This is a genomic window from Pseudoalteromonas sp. AS71, from assembly GCF_038900275.1.
Classification (GTDB): domain Bacteria; phylum Pseudomonadota; class Gammaproteobacteria; order Enterobacterales; family Alteromonadaceae; genus Pseudoalteromonas.
Genome location: NZ_JBBMQZ010000016.1, coordinates 64,796 through 89,072, shown reverse-complemented (window position 1 = coordinate 89,072; position 24,277 = coordinate 64,796). Strand labels below are relative to the sequence as shown.

18 protein-coding genes are annotated in these 24,277 nt (G+C 38.8%); 5 read left to right on the top strand and 13 right to left on the bottom strand.

All coding sequences use genetic code 11. From position 1 onward, the window contains the following. The first annotated feature begins 62 nt into the window (after nucleotides 1-62). Both WNY98_RS13290 and WNY98_RS13285 read left to right on the top strand, forming a co-directional pair. On the top strand, nucleotides 63-2,594 hold the full coding sequence (locus WNY98_RS13290; RefSeq protein WP_342878109.1) for an EAL domain-containing protein: 2,532 nt from the start codon (nucleotides 63-65) through the stop codon (nucleotides 2,592-2,594). Between the two features lie 181 nt (nucleotides 2,595-2,775). Further along, complete coding sequence (locus WNY98_RS13285) at nucleotides 2,776-2,988, top strand: hypothetical protein (RefSeq protein ID WP_002957835.1); 213 nt, start codon at nucleotides 2,776-2,778, stop codon at nucleotides 2,986-2,988. A gap of 18 nt (nucleotides 2,989-3,006) precedes the next feature. On the opposite strand, the gene WNY98_RS13280 is transcribed toward WNY98_RS13285, so the two are convergent. The 7 genes from WNY98_RS13280 to WNY98_RS13250 form a co-directional block, all read right to left on the bottom strand. Next, on the bottom strand, nucleotides 3,007-3,933 hold the full coding sequence (locus WNY98_RS13280) for a hydrogen peroxide-inducible genes activator (protein WP_024600190.1): 927 nt from the start codon (nucleotides 3,931-3,933) through the stop codon (nucleotides 3,007-3,009). Between the two features lie 82 nt (nucleotides 3,934-4,015). Beyond that, nucleotides 4,016-5,284: an inorganic phosphate transporter gene (locus WNY98_RS13275; RefSeq protein WP_007586466.1), complete on the bottom strand. Its 1,269-nt coding sequence runs from the start codon at nucleotides 5,282-5,284 to the stop codon at nucleotides 4,016-4,018. 39 nt (nucleotides 5,285-5,323) lie between these two features. Continuing rightward, on the bottom strand, nucleotides 5,324-6,001 hold the full coding sequence (locus WNY98_RS13270) for a TIGR00153 family protein (RefSeq protein WP_342878108.1): 678 nt from the start codon (nucleotides 5,999-6,001) through the stop codon (nucleotides 5,324-5,326). Nucleotides 6,002-6,151: 150 nt separating this feature from the next. Continuing rightward, nucleotides 6,152-6,853, bottom strand: coding sequence for a phosphate signaling complex protein PhoU (gene phoU, locus WNY98_RS13265; protein WP_166420446.1), 702 nt, complete (start codon nucleotides 6,851-6,853; stop codon nucleotides 6,152-6,154). A 46-nt stretch (nucleotides 6,854-6,899) separates the two neighbouring features. Beyond that, nucleotides 6,900-7,727, bottom strand: a complete 828-nt coding sequence (gene pstB / locus WNY98_RS13260; RefSeq protein ID WP_007586464.1) for a phosphate ABC transporter ATP-binding protein PstB — start codon at nucleotides 7,725-7,727, stop codon at nucleotides 6,900-6,902. 27 nt (nucleotides 7,728-7,754) lie between these two features. Continuing rightward, entirely contained in the window at nucleotides 7,755-9,404 is a 1,650-nt protein-coding gene (pstA, locus tag WNY98_RS13255) for a phosphate ABC transporter permease PstA (protein ID WP_024600192.1), read from the bottom strand. A 15-nt stretch (nucleotides 9,405-9,419) separates the two neighbouring features. Further along, the gene (locus WNY98_RS13250) at nucleotides 9,420-11,654 is read right to left on the bottom strand and encodes an ABC transporter permease subunit (RefSeq protein ID WP_342878107.1); all 2,235 of its coding nucleotides are present in this window, start codon (nucleotides 11,652-11,654) and stop codon (nucleotides 9,420-9,422) included. Nucleotides 11,655-12,035: 381 nt separating this feature from the next. On the opposite strand from WNY98_RS13250, the gene WNY98_RS13245 reads away from it, so the two are divergent. The 3 genes from WNY98_RS13245 (at nucleotide 12,036) to WNY98_RS13235 (ending at nucleotide 16,206) form a co-directional block, all read left to right on the top strand. Next, nucleotides 12,036-12,542 carry an ACT domain-containing protein gene (locus tag WNY98_RS13245; RefSeq protein WP_342878106.1) on the top strand — a complete coding sequence of 169 codons (507 nt, stop codon included), beginning with the start codon at nucleotides 12,036-12,038 and terminating at the stop codon, nucleotides 12,540-12,542. Nucleotides 12,543-12,638: 96 nt separating this feature from the next. Next, nucleotides 12,639-14,726 carry a polyphosphate kinase 1 gene (ppk1, locus tag WNY98_RS13240; RefSeq protein ID WP_342878105.1) on the top strand — a complete coding sequence of 696 codons (2,088 nt, stop codon included), beginning with the start codon at nucleotides 12,639-12,641 and terminating at the stop codon, nucleotides 14,724-14,726. Beyond that, the gene (locus WNY98_RS13235) at nucleotides 14,719-16,206 is read left to right on the top strand and encodes an exopolyphosphatase (RefSeq protein WP_342878104.1); all 1,488 of its coding nucleotides are present in this window, start codon (nucleotides 14,719-14,721) and stop codon (nucleotides 16,204-16,206) included. Before ppk1 ends, WNY98_RS13235 begins: the two co-directional genes overlap by 8 nt. Nucleotides 16,207-16,245: 39 nt before the next feature. On the opposite strand, the gene WNY98_RS13230 is transcribed toward WNY98_RS13235, so the two are convergent. From WNY98_RS13230 to WNY98_RS13205, 6 genes are all read right to left on the bottom strand, one after another. After that, nucleotides 16,246-16,701: a hypothetical protein gene (locus WNY98_RS13230; RefSeq protein WP_024600196.1), complete on the bottom strand. Its 456-nt coding sequence runs from the start codon at nucleotides 16,699-16,701 to the stop codon at nucleotides 16,246-16,248. A 190-nt stretch (nucleotides 16,702-16,891) separates the two neighbouring features. After that, complete coding sequence (locus WNY98_RS13225; protein WP_342878103.1) at nucleotides 16,892-20,011, bottom strand: efflux RND transporter permease subunit; 3,120 nt, start codon at nucleotides 20,009-20,011, stop codon at nucleotides 16,892-16,894. A gap of 8 nt (nucleotides 20,012-20,019) precedes the next feature. Next, the gene (locus WNY98_RS13220; protein WP_342878102.1) at nucleotides 20,020-21,582 is read right to left on the bottom strand and encodes an efflux RND transporter periplasmic adaptor subunit; all 1,563 of its coding nucleotides are present in this window, start codon (nucleotides 21,580-21,582) and stop codon (nucleotides 20,020-20,022) included. Beyond that, nucleotides 21,572-22,948 carry a TolC family protein gene (locus WNY98_RS13215; RefSeq protein ID WP_342878101.1) on the bottom strand — a complete coding sequence of 459 codons (1,377 nt, stop codon included), beginning with the start codon at nucleotides 22,946-22,948 and terminating at the stop codon, nucleotides 21,572-21,574. Before WNY98_RS13215 ends, WNY98_RS13220 begins: the two co-directional genes overlap by 11 nt. 257 nt (nucleotides 22,949-23,205) lie before the next feature. Further along, nucleotides 23,206-23,568 carry a hypothetical protein gene (locus WNY98_RS13210; RefSeq protein WP_342626610.1) on the bottom strand — a complete coding sequence of 121 codons (363 nt, stop codon included), beginning with the start codon at nucleotides 23,566-23,568 and terminating at the stop codon, nucleotides 23,206-23,208. A 94-nt stretch (nucleotides 23,569-23,662) separates the two neighbouring features. After that, entirely contained in the window at nucleotides 23,663-24,277 is a 615-nt protein-coding gene (locus WNY98_RS13205) for a paraquat-inducible protein A (protein WP_342878100.1), read from the bottom strand.

Below are 24,277 nucleotides of genomic sequence, written 5' to 3'. Positions count from 1 at the left end.
GTTAAATGTCACTATTCTTGTTCGGCTGAATTATTATAAGTTACATTAGAGGTAATCAACACGTGCCAAACCAGCTTAAATTGCTAATATTAAACGCAAGTAGTGCTGAACGCCGCGCGATTAAGGCCACTTTAGATAGCTTAAATGTATTTACCTTTATTGATGCGCAAGATAGCCAACAAGCTTTAAAGCTTTTAAAACAACACCCTGTTGATATTATAGTAACGGGCATTAATGTTGGTAAAATTGACGGCTGGCGCTTTTCGAGGATGATCCGCTCAGGATTATTAAAAACACCAAAAAACACCCCAATTTTACTTATCCCGCCAATTTACTGTGAGCGTATTGCCGAAACAACAGCCCGAAGCTACGGGATAGATGCTGTACTACCATTTGAACATAAAGACATGCTTCCTCAAGTGCTTGCGAATGTTCTATCTACTCACCTAGAGAAAAGTAGCCGACTAAATTTATTGCTATTAGAGCCACTCCAAAATACGGCCGACAAAATTAGTGAACAGTTAAAGTTAAACTTTGCTATTACTCACGTTACCTCAGCCAAAGCAGCACTAAACGCTTACAACCAACAGCTGTTTTCAATTGTGCTACTCGATGCCACGACATCAAGTGCAGAGAGCTCGAGTGTACTCGTTGAAGAAATCCTACAGCACAATTCTAAACAAGCTATTGTTACTATTATAGAAAGTGATGATGCTGATTACGCTGAGCAGCTTTTGCTCTCTGGTGTTACCGACTTTATTAGAGCCCCATACGACCCTTCATTTTTAAATAAAGTGTGTGACCACGCCGCACGACGTGAAGATTTTATGGTGAGTTATGCTGAGTTTGCTTACAAAGTAGAGCAACTAAGCGTGAGTGAAGTGCGTTATAAGGAGTTATTTTCGGCTCATCAGCGTATTTTATTGCATTTGAATACGGTTGTTTTAGAGCTTGATCAACAAGGTCATATTCGTTTTATTAACCCTGCCTGGGAAACATTAAGCGGTTTTGGTGTTAAATCATCACTACAAAACCCATTAAGCGCTTATTGTAATAACGAAGATAAAGGAAGACTAAATTACACTATTAACGACATTTTACATGGTGGCGAGCAGCAGCAACAAATAGAAGTAAAGCTCACCCATAAAAATGGCAATTTAATTTGGGTCGAATGCAGATTACAGCTAATCAAAAATAGTCGTAATAACGCGACCATAACCGCCACTATCGACAACATACACGAACGTAAACAAGCAGAAATCCAACTACGTCATTTAGCACACCATGACCCATTAACTGGTTTACACAACCGTTATTACTTCGACCAACAGCTTAATAAAATATGCCAAGATAAATACACGTATGATGGCATAGAGCATGCTGTTATTTATATTGACCTCGATCACTTTAAAATAATAAACGACAGCAAAGGTCACCATCAGGGCGATATAGTATTAAAAGAAGTAGCAAAATTATTTAAAGCAAATATTGGTGACGACCATTTAGTATGCAGAATAGGCGGCGATGAGTTTGCTGTAATTCTTACTGATATGAACTTACTGGATGCACATCTTATTGCTGAAGGTGTGTGCAGCGCGATAGAAAAACATGCTTTTAAATCAGAAGATCAGATATATACAATTAGCTGCTCTATCGGTTTAACTCAAATTACGACACAAAATAATGATCCTAATGAGTGTTTAAAACAAGCTGATATTGCTTTGTATATTGCCAAAAATTTAGGGCGTAACTTAGTACATTGCTATTCAAAAGAGGATGCTCAAAACAATACGCTTCAAACAGGACTTGAATGGGGTCACGAAATTCGCCAAGCACTGCAGCAAGATAATATTGAACTGCATTACCAACCTATTTGGGATTTTAAAGAGTGTAAAGTTGCTTATTTTGAAGCGCTCTTACGCTTAAAGCTCAAAGGTGAACTTGTATACCCAAATCAATTTATTCCCTCTTTAGAGATGCTTAACGACACATTTTTGATGGATCAATGCGTTATACGTAATGCCGTTGCTTGTGTGTCTAAGCACCCAGAGTTAAATCAAGTTGCTATCAATTTGTCAGCACAATCATTTTTAGATGAACGCTTACTGCCATTAATTGAATCAAATCTTGAAAAGTATAACGTGCCCCCTTCGCGGATAATTTTTGAAATAACTGAATCAGCAAGTATTAACAATTTAAAAGCGACTCGTAAAATGATCGAGAAGCTTAATAGCTTAGGCTGTCATTTTTCTATTGATGATTTTGGAACTGGCTTTAGTACATTTAACTATTTAAAGCAGCTTCCGGCACAGCATGTAAAAATTGATGGCTCATTTGTAAGCGACATGCTTAATGACCCTATAGACTTAGCGTTAGTAAAAGCAATAAATGATATTAGTCGGTCTCTCGATAAGCGCTCTGTAGCGGAATACGTTGAAAACGAAGAGATATTTTTTGCACTAAAAGAGATAGGTGTTGATTATGGACAAGGCTACTTTATTGCACGCCCAATACCTGTTGAAAAAGTAAAAGATGAACTTGAAAAAATTTCAAAAAATAAAACGTTTTACCAACAACAAGCTAGCCCAAAATAAACAAAATTAAACAATTTGTTACTACCAATATTACCTTTCTTGCCTATACTTTCAGTATCAAATGAAAAATGTCGTACCTTTTAATGCATTTCACTTTAAAAACATGACATTACCTTTTGGCGACGTAGTACTGATATTTATAGTGGGTTTCAAAGCTATTTGGGCTTTTAAGGAGAAAGGTATGACACAGCTAGTTATGTTATTACTGATTATACATTTTGCAATCGCGTATCAGTGTTATCGTTACGCAAATATTAAAGGCTACCCAGTTAAGGTTTTTACTGTATTAGGCTGCGTGCCTTACTTTAACTTAGTGGTATGGATTTATTTACTATTTTTACCCGAACTTGAGCCTTTTGAAAGCCATCTTCAAAATCAAAAGCAGCCTTTATAGGCTGCTTTCATTCATTTCCTATTCTAATTTAGAAAAATCTAAACTACATTGGCGCTTTAAAAATACCTCAAGCTGTTGACTAAATAACTTAAAGTCGCGGATCCGCCCCGTAGTTTTGCGCCACAATATGCCAATATCTCTATATGCATCACTTTGTGATGGTGTAGCCACCATATTTTTATTATCTAAAATTCCGGCGTTAATCGCCATTTGTGGTAAAAAAGTCACCCCGAGCTGATGCTCAACCATACTCAATAATGTATGCAAGCTTGCTGCTTCAAATGGGTTAATACAGCTAGCACGATTTAAATGACATGCACTAAGCGCATGGCCTGTCATACAGTGCTCACGCTCGAGTAAGAATACGCTAGCCTCTGGTAATAGATTAAAGTCGACTACGCCCTTTGCAGCGCTGTAATCCTTATGGTGCACTAAACTAAACTGATCTTTTGCCAATACTTGTGTATGAAATTTATCGGTTTCGTATGGCAGTGCAAGTAGCGCTAAATCAATATGCCCATGCTCAAGTTTATCCAGTAGCTTATCACTCGTATCTTCTATTAATACCAGCTCTAAATCACAAAAGGTTTCTTTACAAAAGTGATACAGAGGAGCCGCTATAAAGCTAGCAATTGTAGGTATAACACCCACCGTTAATTTACCACTCAGTGGTGTTAAAAAGCTTTTAGTGAGCTCTTTTAAACTAATTGTATCGTTAATTATTTTACGAGAGCGCTCAACAACTTCTTCACCAATACTGGTAAACATGAGGCTGCGATTTTCGCGTTCAATAAGCTGGCAACCCAAAGTTTCTTCAAGATTTTGAATAGCACTGCTTAAAGTAGATTGCCCAATAAAACAGGCACTGGCAGCTCTGCCAAAGTGCTGATGTTGATGAACAGCTAATAAATACTGTAGCTGTTTGATACTTGGAAGATTGGTCATTTTTTCTTTCCACAAATAAAAAGACCCCAACACCTAGGGCATTGAGATCTTTTCAAGCTAAAAGTCTTTGAGTACTTTTTTGTTAAACCCCAAATGCGGTTCTTAGTACGTAGAAAATAACAATAGCAAGGGCAGCGCCAACTGGCAATGTAATTACCCAAGAAACTACGATGTTTCTGATAACACCCATGTTAAGTGCACCAATTCCACGTGCCATACCTACACCTAATACCGCACCTACTAAGGTTTGAGTAGTAGAGATTGGCATACCAGTACCTGATGCAATAACAACGGTAGAAGCAGCGGCTAATTCAGCAGCAAAACCACGACTAGGCGTTAAATGTGTAATGCCTTCGCCAATCGTTTTAATTACTTTTTTGCCCAAAATAGCAAGACCCGCAACAATACCAAAACCACCTAAAGGTAGAATCCACCAAGCAATAGCGGCTTTCTTAGCAATTTCACCATTGTTTTCAACAATATTTACAACAGCAGCTAATGGACCAATTGCATTAGCAACGTCGTTAGAACCATGTGCAAAGGCCATACAACATGCTGTTAATACCATAAGAACAGCAAACACTTTTTCAACATTGTTGAACTGCATTTGTTTATCTGCTTTTGGATCGATATTTAAACGAGAAATAGCAATTTTACCAATAATAGCAACAACTACTGCAACTGCGATTGCAAGGGCATACCCTTCGGCTGCACCTAAATCAACACCAACATGCTTTAAGCCTTTTTTAATTGTAACCAAGGCCATTATAAAACCTGCTAAACCCATATAAAGTGGTACATAGCGTTTAGCATTTTTTAGAGGTGCATCTGTATTAAAAATAAGTTTTTGTGCACTCATAAATATTAAGTATGCAATAAAGCCTGATATGGCGGGCGTTATAATCCAACTACCAACAATACCACCTACTTTATCCCATTGAATCGCCTCAGTGCCGACAGCAACTAACGCAAAACCAATGATTGCACCAATGATTGAGTGAGTTGTTGATACTGGCCAACCTAAGAACGAGGCCATTAATAACCAAGCACCCGCTGCAAATAAAGACGAAATCATACCCAGAACCATAAGCTCCGGAATATCTGCAAATGGTGCGGCATCAATAATTCCTTTACGAATTGTTGATGTAACCTCACCACCTGCTAAGTAAGCGCCTGCAAATTCAAAAATCATCGCAATAAAAATTGCTTGTTTGATTGTAAGTGCTTTTGAACCTACAGATGTACCCATGGCGTTAGCTACGTCATTCGCGCCAATACCATAAGCCATAAAAAAGCCGACTGCTGCGGCAATTAAAATTAATACCGTGCCGTAAGATGCAATGATATCCATTGTAAAACCTTAATCTTTCGTGTTTGAACTGATTTTAAATTAACGAGCTAACATCAGCTCAAGACGTGATCCTACGCGCTCTGCAATATCTGCAAGCTCGCCAACCCATTCAATAATTTTATATAAAAACATTACATCAATTGGGTTTAACTCACCTTCTACATCACGTAGCTGGCGGCGTACTTTTATTTGCATTTCATCCGTGTCTTGTTCTATCGCATCCAATTCAACTAACATTTTTTCTACTAAGGTGACTTCTCGACCTTTAAAACCCGTTTCTAGCAATTCTTCTAACTCGTTAATTGCCTTTGATGCTTGTTTAGTCGCATCTACACAACGTGTTAAATAAGCTAAAAAGTCAGTTTGCATAACTTTTGGAATGGTCATTTCACGACCAATCACTCGCCCAGCTATGTCTTTCGCTTTATTGGCAATTTTATCTTGTTGAGTTACTAATTCGAGAAGATCTGTACGCTCTACCGGCATGAATAAACCACGCGGTAACTGTAAACGTATATCTCTTTTCATATCATCAGCTTCACGTTCTAAATTGCGAATAGCGATGCGAAGCTCTTCTGCCTGTACCCACTCTTCTTTAAATACGTGATTAAAAAAAGGTATCAAAGCTTTACTTGCTTGATGAACCTTCTTGATGTGTTCTTCCATTGGTTTGATAGGAGATTTTGCAAATACTCCTAAAAACGCGTTTGTAGGCATAACTGACCCTTTAATCAAATTGATATGCTTTGCAGCATGAATTTTACAGTATTAACCAAGATTGTGAACGCTTTTTATTACTTCACTAAAGCTTGCAATACACAAAGCGGCACTAAGCCGCTTTAATAGAAATACGTGATGGATGAAAAATCATAGTGATTTTTCTATATCTTCTTGAGATGTATGGCGAATATCTTTGCCATTAACAAAATAAATAATGTATTCAGCAATGTTCTGACAGCGATCACCAATACGCTCTAATGAGCGAACAGACCAAACTAAGTCCATGATTTTAGGGATTGAGCGTGGATCTTCCATCATGTAAGTCATTATTTGACGTGTGATAGCTTCATATTCGCGGTCAACTTTTGCATCTTCTTTATGTACTTGAAATGCGCGTTGCACATCCATACGCGCAAATGCATCTAGTACGTCGTGTAGCATTTTTAAAACTTGACGGCCCATATTTTCAATATTTACTAATAAATCTTGCTGATCTTTAGTAAATGAGTCTAGTGCAACTTTAGCAATTCGCTTAGCTTCATCGCCAATACGCTCTAAATCAGCAATTGTTTTTGCAATTGCAATCACTAAACGTAAGTCGCTTGCTGCAGGCTGGCGACGCGCAATAATACGCGTACATTCTTCATCAATGCTTACTTCCATAGCATTCACTTTATAATCGTTCTGACGTACCTTTTGAGCAAGCTCTGCATCGTTACGGCTCACAGCATCAAGCGCACTATTTAATTGCTGCTCAACTAATCCACCCATGCTTAATACATGATTACGTACATTTTCTAGCTCTTGGTTAAAACGCCCAGAAATATGTTTATTAATATTATGTTCCATAGTTACCTTCTCTCTTTATCTTGCACAACACGCTATAACGGACTAATTAACCGTAACGACCGGTAATGTAATCTTCGGTCTTTTTCTTCGTTGGTGTAGTAAATAAGGTATTTGTGTCTGAGTACTCAATCAATTCGCCCATATACATAAAGGCTGTTTGATCAGATACGCGTGCCGCTTGTTGCATGTTATGAGTAACAATAACAACGGTAAATTGGTTTTTTAAATCGTTTATTAGCTCTTCGATTACCAAAGTAGAAATTGGGTCGAGTGCCGATGTAGGTTCATCTAATAAAAGAACTTCTGGCTCAATTGCAATTGAGCGAGCAATAACTAAACGCTGTTGCTGACCACCCGATAAGCCAAACGCGCTATCGTGTAATCTATCTTTTACTTCATCCCATAAAGCAGCACCACGAAGTGATTGCTCTACCACTTCGTCTAACTTACGCTTCTCTTTAATGCCTTGTAAGCGTAGGCCATAAACCACATTTTCATAAATTGATTTAGGAAATGGGTTAGGACGCTGAAACACCATACCTACATTACGACGAAGTGCTGCTACATCTACGCTCTTATCGTAAATATTTTGACCGTGAAGTAATATTTCACCTTCAATACGACAAATATCAACCAAATCGTTCATACGGTTAATACAACGTAATAGAGTTGATTTACCACAACCAGATGGTCCTATAAACGCAGTTACTTGGCCTTTTGGAATGTTCATATTTACTTTATTAAGCGCTTGCTTATCGCCGTAGTAAAGATCGAGATCTTTAATCTCTAGCGCTTTTTGGTCATCCGTTAAATTTTCTAGGTCTAACTTCTGGCCTATATTAGCTTGGTTTACTTTTGGAGCGACTGTAATCATTTTTGTTACCTATAAAATCTTTACTAATTAGTGTTCAAGCGATCTGAACTTTTCACGTAAATGGTTACGTATACCAATGGCCGTTATGTTTAGGGTAATAATCACCGACACCAATAAAAAGGCCGTTGCGTATACCAGCGGGCGTGCCGCTTCAACATTAGGGCTTTGGAAGCCAACATCGTATATATGAAAGCCTAAGTGCATGAACTTTCTATCTAAGTGAAAATACGGGAAGTTGCCATCAAGTGGTAATGTAGGGGCCATTTTTACGACGCCTACTAGCATTAACGGTGCAACTTCACCTGCAGCACGCGCAACTGCCAGTATTAAACCGGTCATAATTGCAGGGCTTGCCATTGGAATAATTATGCGCCATAACGTTTCTACTTTTGTTGCGCCAAGCGCTAGTGAACCATCACGTACGGTACTTGGAATACGAGATAAACCTTCTTCAGTCGATACAATAACAACTGGCAGCGTTAGTATAGCGAGCGTTAATGCCGACCACATTACACCTGGCGTGCCAAATACTGGCGTTGGCGACGATTCTGGATAAAATAGTTGGTCTAAGCTACCACCTAACATGTATACAAAAAAGCCAAGGCCAAATACACCATATACAATTGAAGGAACACCAGCCAAGTTAATCACCGCGATACGAATCATTTTAGTGATTGCATTTTTAGCGGCGTACTCGTGTAAGTAAATCGCAGCAACAACGCCAAACGGTGTCACTATTACAGCCATCAACATAACCATAAACACAGTACCAAATATAGCAGGGAAAACACCGCCCTCTGTATTTGCTTCACGTGGATCATCAGATACAAACTTACCTAGCTGTACAAAATAGTGACCTAGCTTTGCAAAAAAGCCCATGTCGTTTGGAAACCAAACATCAAGTACTTGGTACATTGGAATCGTTACAACCTCACCGCGCATATCTTTTACAGTTACGTGGTCACGCTTAGCTTGCTTGCGTAGTGCAAATAAATCTTTTTCAAGTACACCATACTGTGCACGTAATTCAGCACGCTCTTGAGCAAGCTCAGCAACACGCTCATCAGTAAGTGCATTATCGAGTAAGTAGCCCTTTTCTTTTAAACGAAGACGTTCAAGTGCGTAGTTAATATGCCCAATGTCACCATTTTGCAAATCAAGTGCTTCGTCGTTTAAGTCTACTGCACGCTCTACAAGCTCATGTAGCGCTTCAATCTTATCGCCTTCGACTGGTTTACCATCTTTAATTACACTTTCAACATAACCATAAAAATTACCGTTTTTACTACGCTCAAATACAGCAAGCGCCGCTGGTGCTGTTTTATTTTTTATGTCGGTTTCTAATATCCAACGAAAATCTAAATCTACATATTCGCGGTTACCTGTTTTAATAAGCAAGCGCTCTATTTCTTCTTTTTCAAATTCGCTAACATCAATACCTGTCGCGGCTAAGCGCGTTTTTGGTACTAATTCACGGTCGTAAACTTCGCCAATCACGGTTTGCTTTGCAATCGACCCTTCAAGTTCAAATTGCACAACTTCCGAAGGCCAAAAAAAACTTAATCCCTTCCAGGCTATCATTGCTAATAAGCCTAAAACTGAAATCAAACTGATGCTCACTGCACCACCGGTCATCCAAATCCAAGGAGAACCAGACTTAAACCACTGCTTTACCATGTCGTGTCTCTCCGCTTACATCGAGCTATATTTTTCACGCAGTTGCTGGCGAACAAACTCAGCTACTGTGTTAAAAATGAATGTGAATATGAATAGTACAAAGGCCGCTAAGAACAGTATTCTATAATGTGAACTGCCTACTTCAGACTCTGGCATTTCAACTGCAATATTTGCCGCAAGCGTTCGCATACCTTGGAAAATACTCCAATCCATAATAGGTGTATTACCCGTGGCCATAAGTACAATCATGGTTTCGCCAACTGCTCGGCCAAGTCCCATCATTACCGCTGAGAAAATACCAGGGCTTGCTGTTAGTAATACAACGCGTATTAGTGTTTGCCACTGCGTTGCACCTAATGCTAATGAGCCGTTTGATAAATGCTTTGGAACACTAAATACAGCATCTTCTGCAATTGAGAATATGGTAGGAATAACCGCAAAACCCATCGCAATACCTACAACAAGTGAGTTACGTTGATCGAATGTCATACCCAGCTCGTTTGTTAAGTACTGACGTACATTGCCGTCAAACATCCAAAGCTCAACAAATCCACTCATCGCAAACGAAAACCAACCAATAAGTAAGACGACCGGAATAAGGATAATTGAATGAGAACCTTCAGGAATTCTATGGCGAATTTTTGTTGGCAATTTAGTCCAAGCTAAACCCGTCGCTAACATACCTAGCGGTAATAGTACGAGTAACCCAACAATCGCAGGTAAGTGTTCTTCTATTAACGGTGCTAACCAGAGACCCGCTAAAAAACCCAAAATAACCGTTGGTAATGCTTCCATTATTTCTACGGTAGGCTTAACCACTTTACGTAATTTGCTCGACATAAAGTATGCCGTGTAAATAGCCGCCGAAAGCGCGATTGGTACAGCAAACAACATCGCGTAAAGTGCAGCTTTTAATGTACCAAACGAAATTGGCACTAATGAAAACTTAGACTCAAAGTCATCACTAGCTGATGTTGACTGCCATATATAACCTGGCTCTGGGTAACCTTCGTACCAGACTTCTTGCCAAAGTGCTGACCAAGTAACTTCTGGATGCTCGTTGTGAATATCTAATACGGTTAGTTTGTTATCCGCTAAAATTAACGCAGCATTTGAACGTGGTGCAATTGCAAAGTTCTCTATTGCACCTTCACTTACTTTACCTTGCCAAAGTTTTGCTTCACTTGTTGTGTAATACACACCTAGCTCACCATTATTGCCGGTAGTAAAAAAAGTACGACGGTAAAACTCAGTAAATATATTTAGCTTACTTTGCTTAGTCGTTTCAAATGAGCGAATTTTTTGATATTCGCGGCCTGTGTCAGTGTTTACTTCAAACCACTGCGAAACCTCACCGTTATCATTCGCAAGCATTAATGAGTTTGCACCAGCCAACAACTGTGCAGATACAATATTTGCATTTTCTTCGTTAGCCGAAAGTAATTGAATTTGCTCTACATCACTTGGGTCGCGTGTATCGTATACATACACTTGATTAGCAGAACGCACAAAAGTACGTGTTGTATCTGGCGACATTAATAACTCGTCTACACGTCCTTCAACATCAAGTTCTGTACGCTCAACAACCCACTCAACTTCACCAGTAAACATATTCTCTTCAGCAACAAAACTGCTAAACAGTACACGTTTATCTTTGGTAAGTGCTACAACTGCTGTTTTGTCTTCATAGTGACTAAATGCAAAGCGTTTAATAGCCGCACCTTGCTCATCTACTTCTAAAGCCATTTCCCCAAGAGGAAAACCTAAGCGAGGTGTTAATTTACGTTCGTTGTTTGGAAAGGTAACTAAAAATTTAGGTGCAACAACCATTACGGTGCCATCTTTTAAACCAAACGCATAATGCCCTTGAAAAGGCGCGCTAGTTGCAAAGCTTGTTGCATCACTAGGTAACTCTGCATTAAGCGTTTTGAGTTTTTTACCAAAACTACCTGACTCAACGCTGTAAAAATCAACCTGCCCCTGCTCACTTAGTAAATAAGCTACTTCAGTTTGCTCTTCTACGCCTAAACCTACTATTTGCTGTGAATTAGCAACATGAAAGCTATCGCGCTTTTCTACTTTTGCTGATTCAAAAATTGGCTGTACTACATAAAGAAGGTAAAAGAATATTAATAGCAGCGCTACTAATACCATTATCCCACCTGCGGTTATGCCAAATTTGGCAAACCGATCTTTAAATAGACGGCTTCGATCCGTATTAAAAGTCGGCTTATTCGGATTTGAAGTCATCAAAACACCCTTAAATCTTAACGTTGAATAAATTATATTTCATCAAGATGACAGTATTGTTACAACGGTAACAATAAGCACTTTAAAACACTTTTAAATAAGACTCGCGAGGTAAATGCCTAAATTAACTTCAAATCGATGATTTATAAGTGAACTAAATTATAAAATAATTGGACAAAGTATTTATCGAGGTCAATACTCAGAGAGTACTTAGTAAATAATAATGACTATTGATACTGCGTAGAGTCAACACAACTATATCCATTTTTATTAATTTAAAATCAAAGATTTATACAAAGTGCAATAACACACAATTTATATTAAACAATACACTTAATGCCTATGCATTTACTTTCTTTGGGCTTAAAAAGAGAATTATTTATGAAGCAGTTGGTTATAACTATTTTAGGGCAAGATCGCCCCGGTTTAGTCGAGAGCATCTCATCAGTCGTATTACAAAATCATGGCAACTGGCTAAGCAGTAACTTAAGCCATTTATTAGGTCATTTTGCAGGTATCATTCAACTTGAAGTTGCTGAGGAGCATTTTCAGTCATTACAAAGTGCTTTAAATAAGTTACCTAAGTTAGACATTCGTATTGAAACCGGAAACACAGAGATTGAACCATCAACACTAGAGCAAATTAATCTAGTTATAACAGGTAACGATCGTCCAGGTATTGTTCAAGAGCTGGCAAGTGTAATACGCCATAAAGGCGCTAATATTACTCATTTAAATTCAAGACAACAAAGCGCACCTAATTGGGGAGTGCCTATTTTTAGCGCTGTTGCTACCGTCACGTTGCCAAATGGCATGAATAAAGATGAAGTTATTGAAGCACTAGAGTCAATCACAAGTGATTTAATTGTAGATACAGAAGAAGTTTAACCTCAATTTGTGCGTGTCATGCATATGACACGCATGTCATTTTAATGTCATTAATCTGCACTATATTTTATTCAGTATCTAATTACGGAATAAAATATGAACGCTTACACAGAACAACCTCAAGTCATTGAATACTTTGCTAAGGAACTTAGCTGGCTGTCGTTTAATGAGCGCGTACTGCAAGAAGCAAAAGACAAAAACAATCCAATTATTGAGAGGATACGTTTTTTAGGTATTTTTTCTAATAACCTTGATGAGTTTTTCAGGGTGCGTGTGGCAGACGTTAAACGCCGTATTTTATTGAATAAACTACCAAATGCTAACTTTGAAGAAGATGAAGCACTACTAAGTCAAATACAAAAAAAAGTATTACAACTTGGCAAAAAGTTTAATCTAATTCATCAGCAAATCTTAAACGACCTTACAGCGCATAATATTCATGTGGACCGCCCAGAAGAACTCACTGAGTTTCATTTAAACTGGTTGAAAAATTATTTCCATGACAATGTATTGCAGCATATATCTCCTATTTTATTAGACGAAAATAAAGATTACTCCGACTACATAAACGACACAATGACCTACTTATTTGTAGAAATGAGCGATGAAAAAAGTCATTTTGCTATGCTAGAAGTACCTACAGACCGAGTGTCTAGATTCATAATACTACCACCAGAAAAAACTCGACGTCATAAAACTATTGTAATGCTAGATGACGTAATTTTATATTTTTTAAATGATGTATTTAGTAACTTTTTTACTTTTGAAACCATTCAAGGTCATGCAATAAAACTAACTCGCGACGCAGAATATAATTTAGATGATGAGCTAGAAGAGGGCTTACTTGATAAAATGTCAAAAGGCCTAAAGCAGCGAATTTACGCAGAACCAGTTCGTCTTGTATACGATGAAGCAATGCCAGAGAGCATGTTAAAGGTAATGAAAAAGCGTTTAAACGTGACCCATCACGATGCATTAATACCTGCAGGCCGCTATCGAAACTTTAGAGACTTTATTACTTTTCCAAATATAGGCCGTCAGTATCTAGAAAATAAGCCACTGCCAGCACTTCAAAGTACCGCATTTAACAAACATACCAGTGTATTTGATGCCATAACCTGTCACGACATATTACTTTACTACCCATACCATACCTTTAACCATTTATTAGAATTTGTACGCCAAGCTGCATTTGATCCTATGGTTACACAAATAAAAGTTAATATTTATCGTGTTGCAAGTAAATCTCGGCTTATTTCTTCACTTATCAATGCAGCTAAAAATGGTAAAAAAGTAACGGTAATGGTCGAATTAAAAGCTCGTTTTGATGAGCAAAATAATATTGAATGGGCAAAGGTATTAAGTAGTGCCAGTATAAAAGTAATCTTTGGTATTCCAGCATTAAAAGTACATAGTAAATTGTGTATTATTCACCGTAAAGAAAAAAACAAAATAGTAAAATACGCACATATAGGCACTGGGAATTTTCACGAAAAAACGGCAAAAATTTACACAGATTTTAGCCTTTTCACTAAACATACTGGTATTTCTGAGGAGTGCGATAGCGTATTTAAATTTATAGAAAGCAGCTATAAACCCTTTAATTTTGAATACTTAATGATCTCACCTGTTAATGCACGCGATATGCTTTTGGATTTAATAGATAAAGAAATTCAACATGTAGAAAATGGAAAACTAGGAAAAATCACTCTCAAGATAAATAATTTAGTAGATAAGCAACTTGTCGATAAGCTTTATTACGCGGGCCGCAGAGGTGTTAAAGTACGTATAATTGTACGCGGAATGTGCTCGTTAATACCTGGGATTACTAAGTTCAGCGACAATATAAGAGTAATAAGTATTGTTGACCGCTTTTTAGAGCACCCTAGAGTGATGGTGTTTGGCAATAACGGCGATGATAAAGTATATATTTCGTCTGCCGATTGGATGACACGCAACCTAGATCATCGTGTAGAAGTGGGCGTACCAATTTTAGATGCTAAATTAAAACAGCTCATTATTGATATTTTAGAGCTACAATTTAAAGACCGTACTAAAGCGCGACTAATCGACAGTGAACAAAAAAATACGTATGTTAGACGCGGAAACAGAAAAAAAATACGTTCGCAAATTGCAATTTATGACCATCTAAAAAAATGGGAACACAATTATAATAATGAATGATCATCCCTCAATAGCAGCCGTCGATTTAGGCTCAAATAGCTTTCACTTAGTGGTTGCTCGTGAAGTTGATGGCACACTACAAATCCTGCATAAAGAAAAGCAGCGCGTATATTTAGCGGATGGCCTAGACGATAAATTTAGGCTAAGCCAGCAAGCAATTGACCGTGCCTTAATTGTACTTAAACAGTTTGCAAAAACACTACAAGATTTCCCCGCCTGCAACGTAAAAGTAGCAGCTACTTATACTTTTCGTAGAGCTAAAAATATTCATGCATTTTTAACACAGGCTAATAAAGCATTTCCTTTTCATATAGATGTAATTGCAGGACAAGAAGAAGCACGACTGATTTATCAAGGAGTTGCCCATTACGTTCATAATGAAGATAACCGCCTTGTTATCGATATAGGCGGCGGTAGTACAGAACTTATAGTTGGTAAGCACTTTAAACATAAGTTACTTACGAGTCGAAATATGGGCTGTGTGAGTTACACAAATCAATTTTTCAGTGACGGTATAATAAATTCAAAACGCTTTAATAAAGCTGAAATAAAAGCTGAACAAGAAATAGAAGCTATTTTTGCCAATTATGTAGCCGAGGGTTGGAAAAACGTTATTGGTACATCTGGTACTATTAAATCCATTTTGGCTATGGTGAGCGCTCAAAATCCACATCAGCCTTGCATAACTTACGACGACTTATTAAGCCTTAAACAACAATTTATAAAAGCAAAAAGAATTGATAATTTAGAAATCGAAGGGCTAACACCAGAACGCCAGCAGAGTATGTGTGGCGGACTTGCCATTTTAATTGCAATTTTTAGAGAGTTTGCAATCACCGAACTAACTTATAGTGATTTTTCGCTACGTGAGGGTTTGCTTCATGAAATGCAGCAAAAATTGGCTGATAAAGATATACGCAGTAATACCATAAATAATGTTAGCGACAGGTACACTGTAGATAAAGCTCACGCAACGCGAGTTTCAGATACCGCTATTTGGCTCTATGAACGTTTAAAGTCGTCTTGGCAGCTTAATAATAAAGACGATATTGCTTTACTAATTTGGGCAGCAAAATTACATGAAATTGGTCTATCGATTAACTCATCGGGTATTAATAAACACAGCGCCTATATTGTTGCTAATAGCCAGCTGCCAGGCTTTACGCAGCAAGAGCAATTAATACTCAGCTCACTCATTCGTTTTTATCGTAAAAAAATTAAACTCGATGAACTCTCTGAATTTATAACTATTTCGCAACAACAAGTACTTAAACTCATCACTATTTTACGTTTAGCGATTTTATTTAATCAGAAACGCCAAGTGAGCCAAAAACCAAATATGGAAATTAGCGCAAATAGCACCGGATTATTTATAAAGTTTTGCGATAACTACCTGCAAGAGCATACTCTACTGCAAGCAGATTTAGAGCTAGAGCAACGTTATTTGAAAAAGGTAGGTATAGCACTTAATTGCTCCTAGACCAGCAAAAGCAGGGTGACTAACACCCTGCTTTTATAGCTACATATCCATATGTCGATTAGTACTTTGCATCATTTGCTTTATACCTTGCTTTTCAAGCTCTAGTATTTGTTGAAGCTTTTCTTGCCCACTTTGGGTTTCGGCGCGTTCAAGTAAGTATTCATATAGCTCAATCACTTTTTGATGCTGCTCTGATAAATAAGCTTGGATAACTTTCTCATCGAATTGCTGATCTTTACTAATATCATCAAAGGTAATTAACTCAGGATTTTTAGCAAAGTATTCATAGCTGTATGTATCGAGCGTATTTATTTCAGTTATCGCTTTAAACCCGACTAAATCTTCGGCGAGTTTTTTTTCGTAATTTAGGTAGTAGTCCACCAGCATTGCATTATGTTCATCGAGTAAATCCTTTACGCTATAAAAATTAGCCGCCATTTGCGTATGAAACAAAACGGTCCAATCGTATACCTCTTTAATTGTTTTAACTTGCATGTGCATTCCTTACTTGTTGACTGTATAGGTAATACACTGCGTAAAGCGTGCCAATTAAAAAGCCATTTAAAAACAGTTAGTTAATTTAAATATGAGTAATAACGAACTATTTAATAGAACAACTTACAAATTATGAGTAACTTTTATAGAGTAATACGCCATCAAATTAGCGTATTACTCTGTGTATTTATTATTTAAGTCCTTGTTTGCGCCACAGCAAGTAAACAGCAGGAATAACGAGTAAGGTAAGTACAATTGCACTACCCATACCGCCAACCATAGGCGCTGCTATGCGGCTCATTACTTCGCTTCCGGTGCCCGTGCCATACAGCACAGGTAGCAAGCCAATAATAATTGTCGCAACTGTCATCATTACTGGGCGCACTCTAAGCCCTGCTCCTTCAATAATAGCTTGCTGTAATTGCACTAAACTAAGCGGTTTTCCGGCTTGCTCTGCTTCGAGGCACTTTTCTTGATAGGCTTGGTTTAAATACACCAACATAATGACCCCAATTTCTACCGCTACTCCAGCTAAGGCAATAAAGCCTACACCTACTGCAACTGAAAAGTTAAAGCCCTCTAAATACATTAGCCATACGCCACCAATCATTGCCAGTGGCAACGTAGCCATAATAATAGTGACCTCAGCAAAGCTTCTAAAATTAAGGTAAAGCAATACAATAATAATCGCCAATGTAAGTGGTAATACATAAGTCAATTTGTCTTTAGCGCGCTGCATGTATTCATACTGCCCAGCCCACGTAATTGAGTAGCCAGCAGGTAGTATTAGGTCTTTATTGAGCACTTGCTGAGCGTGCTCAACGTAAGTACCAATATCAACACCGTCTATATCAATAAAGCTCCAACCGTTTAAGCGCGCATTTTCGCTTTTTATACCTGGCGGTCCATCTTCAATAAATACATCAGCTACATCACCAAGTGCTATACGCTGCCCTGTAGGCGTTACAATAGGTAACAACATTAGCTCCTCTGGCGAGTCTCTGTATGCTTGCGGGTAACGTAAATTAACAGGGTAACGCTCTTGCCCTTCTACCGTTTGTGTTACGTTTGTACCTCCTATTGCAGTAGATACAACTTGTTGTACGTCGCTAATGTTTAAGCTATAACGTGCGGCTTTTTCTCTGTTGATATCTACTTTTATATAACGTCCACCGGCTACTCGCTCTGAGTAAACCGATGCGGTGCCTTGCACATCTTTTAAAAGCACTTCTATTTGTTGACCTATTTTTTGAATTTCACTCAACTTTGGTCCCGCAACTTTAATGCCCACGGGAGTTTTAATACCCGTTGCGAGCATATCAATACGTGTTTTAATTGGCATTACCCACGCATTTGTCAACCCTGGAAACTTAACCAAACCGTCGAGTTCTTTTTTCAGCTTTTCAAGCGTCATGCCCTCGCGCCATTCGTCTTTTGGTTTTAACTGAATAAACGTCTCTATCATTGTAAGCGGCGCAGGATCTGTCGCAGTTTCTGCTCGCCCAACTTTACCAAATACTGTTTTAACTTCGGGTACTGTGACAATTAACTTGTCGGTTTGCTGTAGTATTTCGCGCGCTTTACCTACCGATAAACCAGGATACGTTGTGGGCATATACATTAAGTCGCCCTCATCGAGTGGCGGAATAAATTCACTGCCTATTTTGTTTACCGGGTAAAAGCCAATAACAGAAACAACCACCGCGAGTACCAATGTCATTTTTGGAAATTTAAGCACCCAGTTAAGTAATGGCCGATACGCTGCAACAAGTAATCGGTTAACTGGATTTTTTTGCTCCGAAATAACTTTACCTCTAATAAAGTAACCCATTAATACCGGCACTAAGGTAATCGCAAGCCCAGCAGACGCTGCCATAGCATAGGTTTTAGTGTAAGCCAGTGGCGCAAACATACGCCCTTCTTGCGCTTCTAAAATAAATACCGGCATAAAGCTGACGGTAATAATTAATAAACTAAAAAATAATGCAGGACCTACTTCACTCGCCGATTTAGCCACAACTTCCCAACGGTTTTCCTTGGTAAGGGGCGTTTTTTCCATATGCTTATGCATATTTTCTATCATAACGATAGCGCCGTCGGTCATTGCGCCTATCGCTATTGCAATTCCTCCTAAAGACATAATGTTGGCGTTAATCCCCTGCCAATACATAATTATAAATGCCGTTAAAATCCCAAGCGGTAACGTAATAATCGCCACCAGCGATGAGCGCACATGAAACAAAAACACCACACACACTAAGGCAACTACAATAAGCTCTTCAATTAGCTTACTTGTTAGATTATCTACCGCGTTATTTATTAAGTTAGAGCGATCGTACACAGGGACTATTTCAACGCCCTCTGGTAATCCCTTTTTAAGCGATTCTAATTTCGCTTTTACGAGCTCAATGGTTTTTTGTGCATTTTCGCCATAGCGCATAATAACAATGCCGCCGGTTACTTCGCCTTCGCCATTTAGCTCTGCAATACCACGGCGCATTTGCGGTCCGACCCGAATATCAGCTACATCACGTAATTGCAGCGCAGTACCGTTGGCGTTTACACCAAGCGGAATAGCTTCCAAGTCGGCAACACTCTTAATGTAGCCGGTGCTTGTTACCATGTATTCAGCTTCAGCCATTTCAACTACCGAGGCGCCCATCTCTTGGTTGCCTTGTTGAATAGCTGTTTGAATAAGGCTTAGCGGAATACCATATGCCCGTAATTTATCGGGCTCTACATTGACTTGGTATTGCTTAACCATGCCACCAACAGCAGCCACTTCAGATACACCGGGCACAGTTTGTAGCTCAAACTTTAAAAACCAATCTTGTAAGCTTCGTAGCTGACTAATATCGTGTTTATTTGTTTTATCAACGAGTGCGTATAAATAAATCCAACCGACCCCTGTCGCATCAGGACCAAGCTCTGGCGTAGCGCTATCGGGTAATCTACTTGCTACTTGGCTTAGGTATTCTTGTACTCGGCTACGCGCCCAATACAAATCGGTTTTTTCGTCAAAAATAACGTAAACGTACGAGTCACCAAAAAACGAAAAACCTCTTACCGTTTGCGCACCCGGCACAGAAAGCATTGCGGTGGTTAGAGGAAATGTGACTTGGTCTTGCACTACTTGCGGAGCTTGCCCCGGATAAGTAGTTTTTATAATTACCTGAACATCAGATAAGTCAGGCAAGGCATCCACGGGAGTATTTTTTACCGCGAGCAATCCTCCACCCAGTAAAATTAATGTAAGCAACAACACAAAAAAGCGATTGCTAACAGACCAGCGAATAATGGCAGTTATCATAATGGCTCCTAGTGAGAACTATATTGCATAGGTTGCATAGTAGAATGATCAATCGGCTCTGCGTTTTGCGCTTTAGTAATTACAAATTCATCGTTAATAATGCTAAAAGTAAAATTAATATACTGGGCATTTTCAAACTGACTAATATCAAAATCTGGCGCTAATACAAAGTCCATTGTGGCGGCTTCTCGATTCCATTTTTCAATGGCTTCTCGGCTAATATTAATAATGCGGTTTTGTGTATCTATGGAGTTAATAGTGCCGTTAACCGTGGCGCTTTGTGGCTGCATGTTGATGTTCATATTTGAGTCTGAACCAGAATCCGAACTCATACCTGAGCTAATACCAGAACTAGGCATTTCCATTCGTTTAAAGTCAGAGCTTTTACTCGATTCAGAGTCTATTAAAAATTGCGCTGAAGTCACTACCGTGTCACCTGTCATTACACCTGACAAAATCACCGCTTCATTACTATTAATTTGCCCAACGTCGACTTCTACCGATTTAAAACGACCCTCACCTAATGCAATAACTACACGGTTTTGATGCTGCGTGCGAATTACCGCTTCTTTAGGGATTGTAAATTGCGCCTTACTCGCTTTAGCGTGAATGCTCACTTGTGCAAACATATTTGGTTTTAACCGATGATCTGCATTTTCAAACCTAAGCCTTACACGCAGCGTCCGATTTTTAGCATCAAGCGCGGGGTAAATGTAATCAACCTTACCTTCCCACTTTTGACCTTTTAAGTAATCAAGCGTCATTGTTACAGGTAAACCAACGCTCACTTGTTCTGATTGGCGCTCGAACACTTCCGCCTCTACCCAAATTTCATCAAGCTGAGCAATACTCATCATTGATGTGCCAGGTTTAACGTAAAAGCCTTCTCGTACTGTTAGCTCATCTACCACACCACTTTGCTTTGCGTAAAAAGTAATATTTTGCATTATCTTTTTATTTTTTTGTAAGCGCTCGATAAATCCATCAGACACATTTAACGACTCTAAACGCGCCTTTGCAGCGCGAATTAACACGGTATTATTACGATTAACTGCCAATAAAAGCTCTTCCTGTGCGTTCACCAATTGTGGTGAATACAATGTATATAAAGGCTCACCAGCTTTAACTTCTGCGCCTTGTGCTTTAACGTATAAACTTTCAATCCAGCCTTCTACACGCGGATGAATGTGAATAAGTTGGTCTTGGTTATATTGCACATAACCCACAGTATTTATATCGCTGTGAAGTGTTTTAAGCTGCACTTTGGCAGTTCTTACACCAAAGTTATTAACGACTGCAGGCGAAATAGTTACAGCACCAAGTCCGTCCTGAGCGTTGCTAGCGTTTTCATACACAGGTACTAAATCCATTCCCATTGGCGACAGCCCTGGCGCGTCACGCCTGTAATTACTATCCATAGGGGCTACCCAGTATAAGGGCTGCTTGTCAGCGCTTTGCTGTTCATGCATTGGCGAGTTACTAGGTAAAAACTGCATTACTAAGCCCCCAATTAACCCAACAGCGCCTGCGCCAACTAAGGCAGCAACAAGTAACTTTAAATTAGTATTCATTGTGTAATTCTCCTGTTTGTCCTGCCATTACTTGGGGGTCTAAGCTACTTGCATAATAATTAAGGCGAGCGGTAATAATATGTTGATCTACTTGAATATTAAGCGCGTCTATTTTGGCATTAAGTTCACTAATGCGCGCGCGCATGACGTCAGAAAAATCCCCATCGTCGCGGGTATAAGCATTTAGTGTTGCTTGAGATTGCTCTGACATTTGCGGTAATAACGTATCTTGATAAAGCGCATCGCGTTTTTGCAAACGAGCGAGTTGGCTAAACTCCTTAAAGTACATGCCTTTGAGTTTTTGAAGCGCCACCAACTTTTGTGTTTTAGTCGCTTCTGCACTAGCAATAGCCGATTTAACTTGTTGATCTTGTCTGTTATCAGTAAACAATGGTAAATCAATACTAAACCCTACCGAGAGTAAATCAGCTCGCGACTCACCCATCGGGGTATCATCTCGGTAACCATAGCCCACATTAACGCCCATTTGAGGTTTGTAGCTTTGCTTAGCGAGTGCAACTTCGGTTTGCTTTGCCGTTACGGTTTTTTCTATCGCAATAATGGCGGGATGCGCCATAAGCAACTGTATTAATTCATTAAACTCAAGGCTCGAAAAATCAACCAGCCCTGTGGTTTTAGTAAACTCGGCATTTAAAGGCTGCATAAGCATATTAATAGGTAACCACTGTGCTAAACGGCCTTTAGCACTTTCAAACTGCTGCTCAAGCATAACTAGCTTATCTTCAAGGCGGGTGAGCTCTAATTGCGCACGAATAATATCTTGCTGACGTGTTTTACCTAAGGTACTTGCGTAGCTTGCTTCGGTAATTTCAATAAGCTGAGTAAATAGCCCTTTATCTTGCTCAATTAAAGCAATACTTCGCTGAGCACGATACGCGTTTAACCACGACTCAATCACAATTGCTTTTACTTGTGCTAAGCGATCGGCTCGCTGCCAAGGATATTGTTGAGCAGACTCCTCTAGTGCTTTTTGTTTAAGCGCTAAGCTATTCCCTCGGCTAAACTTTTGGCTCAAATCAACTTTAAGCTGCGTCATCCCTTCTTGATCAAACGCATAACCGTTAGTAGGTAAGTTAAGTAAGCCAACCGTTAAAACAGGATCGGGTAAGGTGCCTGCGGCAATGCTTTGCGCTATTGCTGCATCTTCTTGGTAGCCACTCGCTTTTAGCCATGGCTCATGCGTTAGCGCATAATTAAGCGCTTGCGTTAAGCTAAGCGTTTGCTCATTACTAGATTGCTTTAGTATTTCGGTATTTAGGTTATTTGAATTGTTTTGCGCATTAACAGCTGTGCTAAATAACACAACACTACATAATACGACTTTAATACTTACAGCGTGGTTCATCACCTGCTCCATCTAAAAATAAAAGAAAATCTTAAATTAGGAAGCAAAAAAGGTGTTTAGGAGTTTTACAAAAACCTTTTATATCAATTGCATTGAATTAATGATCTATTATTGCGGTAGGGAAATAGCTCTATAACAAGGAAAAAATTACGCAGTATAGTTGCTTTATATAAGTAATTTTTTCCTTGTTATAGAGCTATTTAACTCGCTAGAATGAGCATGTTTTCAATAAAATTGATATTACACCTATCCTGCTATTAAGCAGACATAGGAGGGCGGTAGAGTGAACGAGGTATATTAATTTGTGTAGTAAATACACGTACATTTACTTTTTCAGATTCAAGTAAAGTAACGCTAAATAAAGTATCAACATTAAGCATTGAGTTAGCAGCGCAGCCACTGATAGGGCATTTACAGTCATTTTGTGGCGTACTTTCGTCGTCGCAACAATCCATCTGCATCATATTTTCAGACATACTAGCAGCCGCAGTTGCATCACTACTATGTGTCATTGGCATTTGGGCATGCATTACTGTTTTAGTTGGCATATGTGGCATTTCGCATACCATAGCTACAGACGCAACTGCCTGACCCACAAAAGTGAGCAGCAAAGTTATCATGAGTAAACTAGCGTAAAAACGTTGCAACATTATGCCTTTTAATAAACTTTAAAATGATTGTAAGGTAACCTAACGGCAACCACAAATACTTTAATTATGTAGACTGCGGTTTAGCAGGTGTTTTAATTAAGTTACTCGCAATAATTGCAAATATACAATATGCGCTAAAATACCAAAAACCCTCACCAAATTGTGCATTCATAACAAGTAGCTCACCACTTTTACCATGAGCGTTACCTGCAAGGTAAGTCACTATTAATGCAATAACAAATACATCAACCATGCTCCACTTACTTAATGCACAAATAACCAGACCGAGCTTTTGCTTAAACCCATTCAAAGGTAGGCAACAATAAAGCAATTGTAATAGCAGCTTCAAGCTTGGAATAACAATAGAAAACAACCCCACTAAAGCGGCTACAAATAAATTATTATTGCGAGCAAGCTCTTTAACTGTGCCTAAAATACTTTGTGTTTTGTTATAGGCGCTAATCTCACCTTCTAACTTATCGAGCCCTAGCATGTTAGAGAACATCATTAGCATGCTGCGAGTGCGACCATCGCCCTCTTCAGCCAGCATTTCAATACCCGCTTGCGCTAGTTTTGATTTATCTATGTTGCCCTCTATTGTTAATACCGGTTTTGTAATACCAGGAAACAATAAACCAAGCGCGATTATAATACTTAAAACAGATAACCAATTACGCAT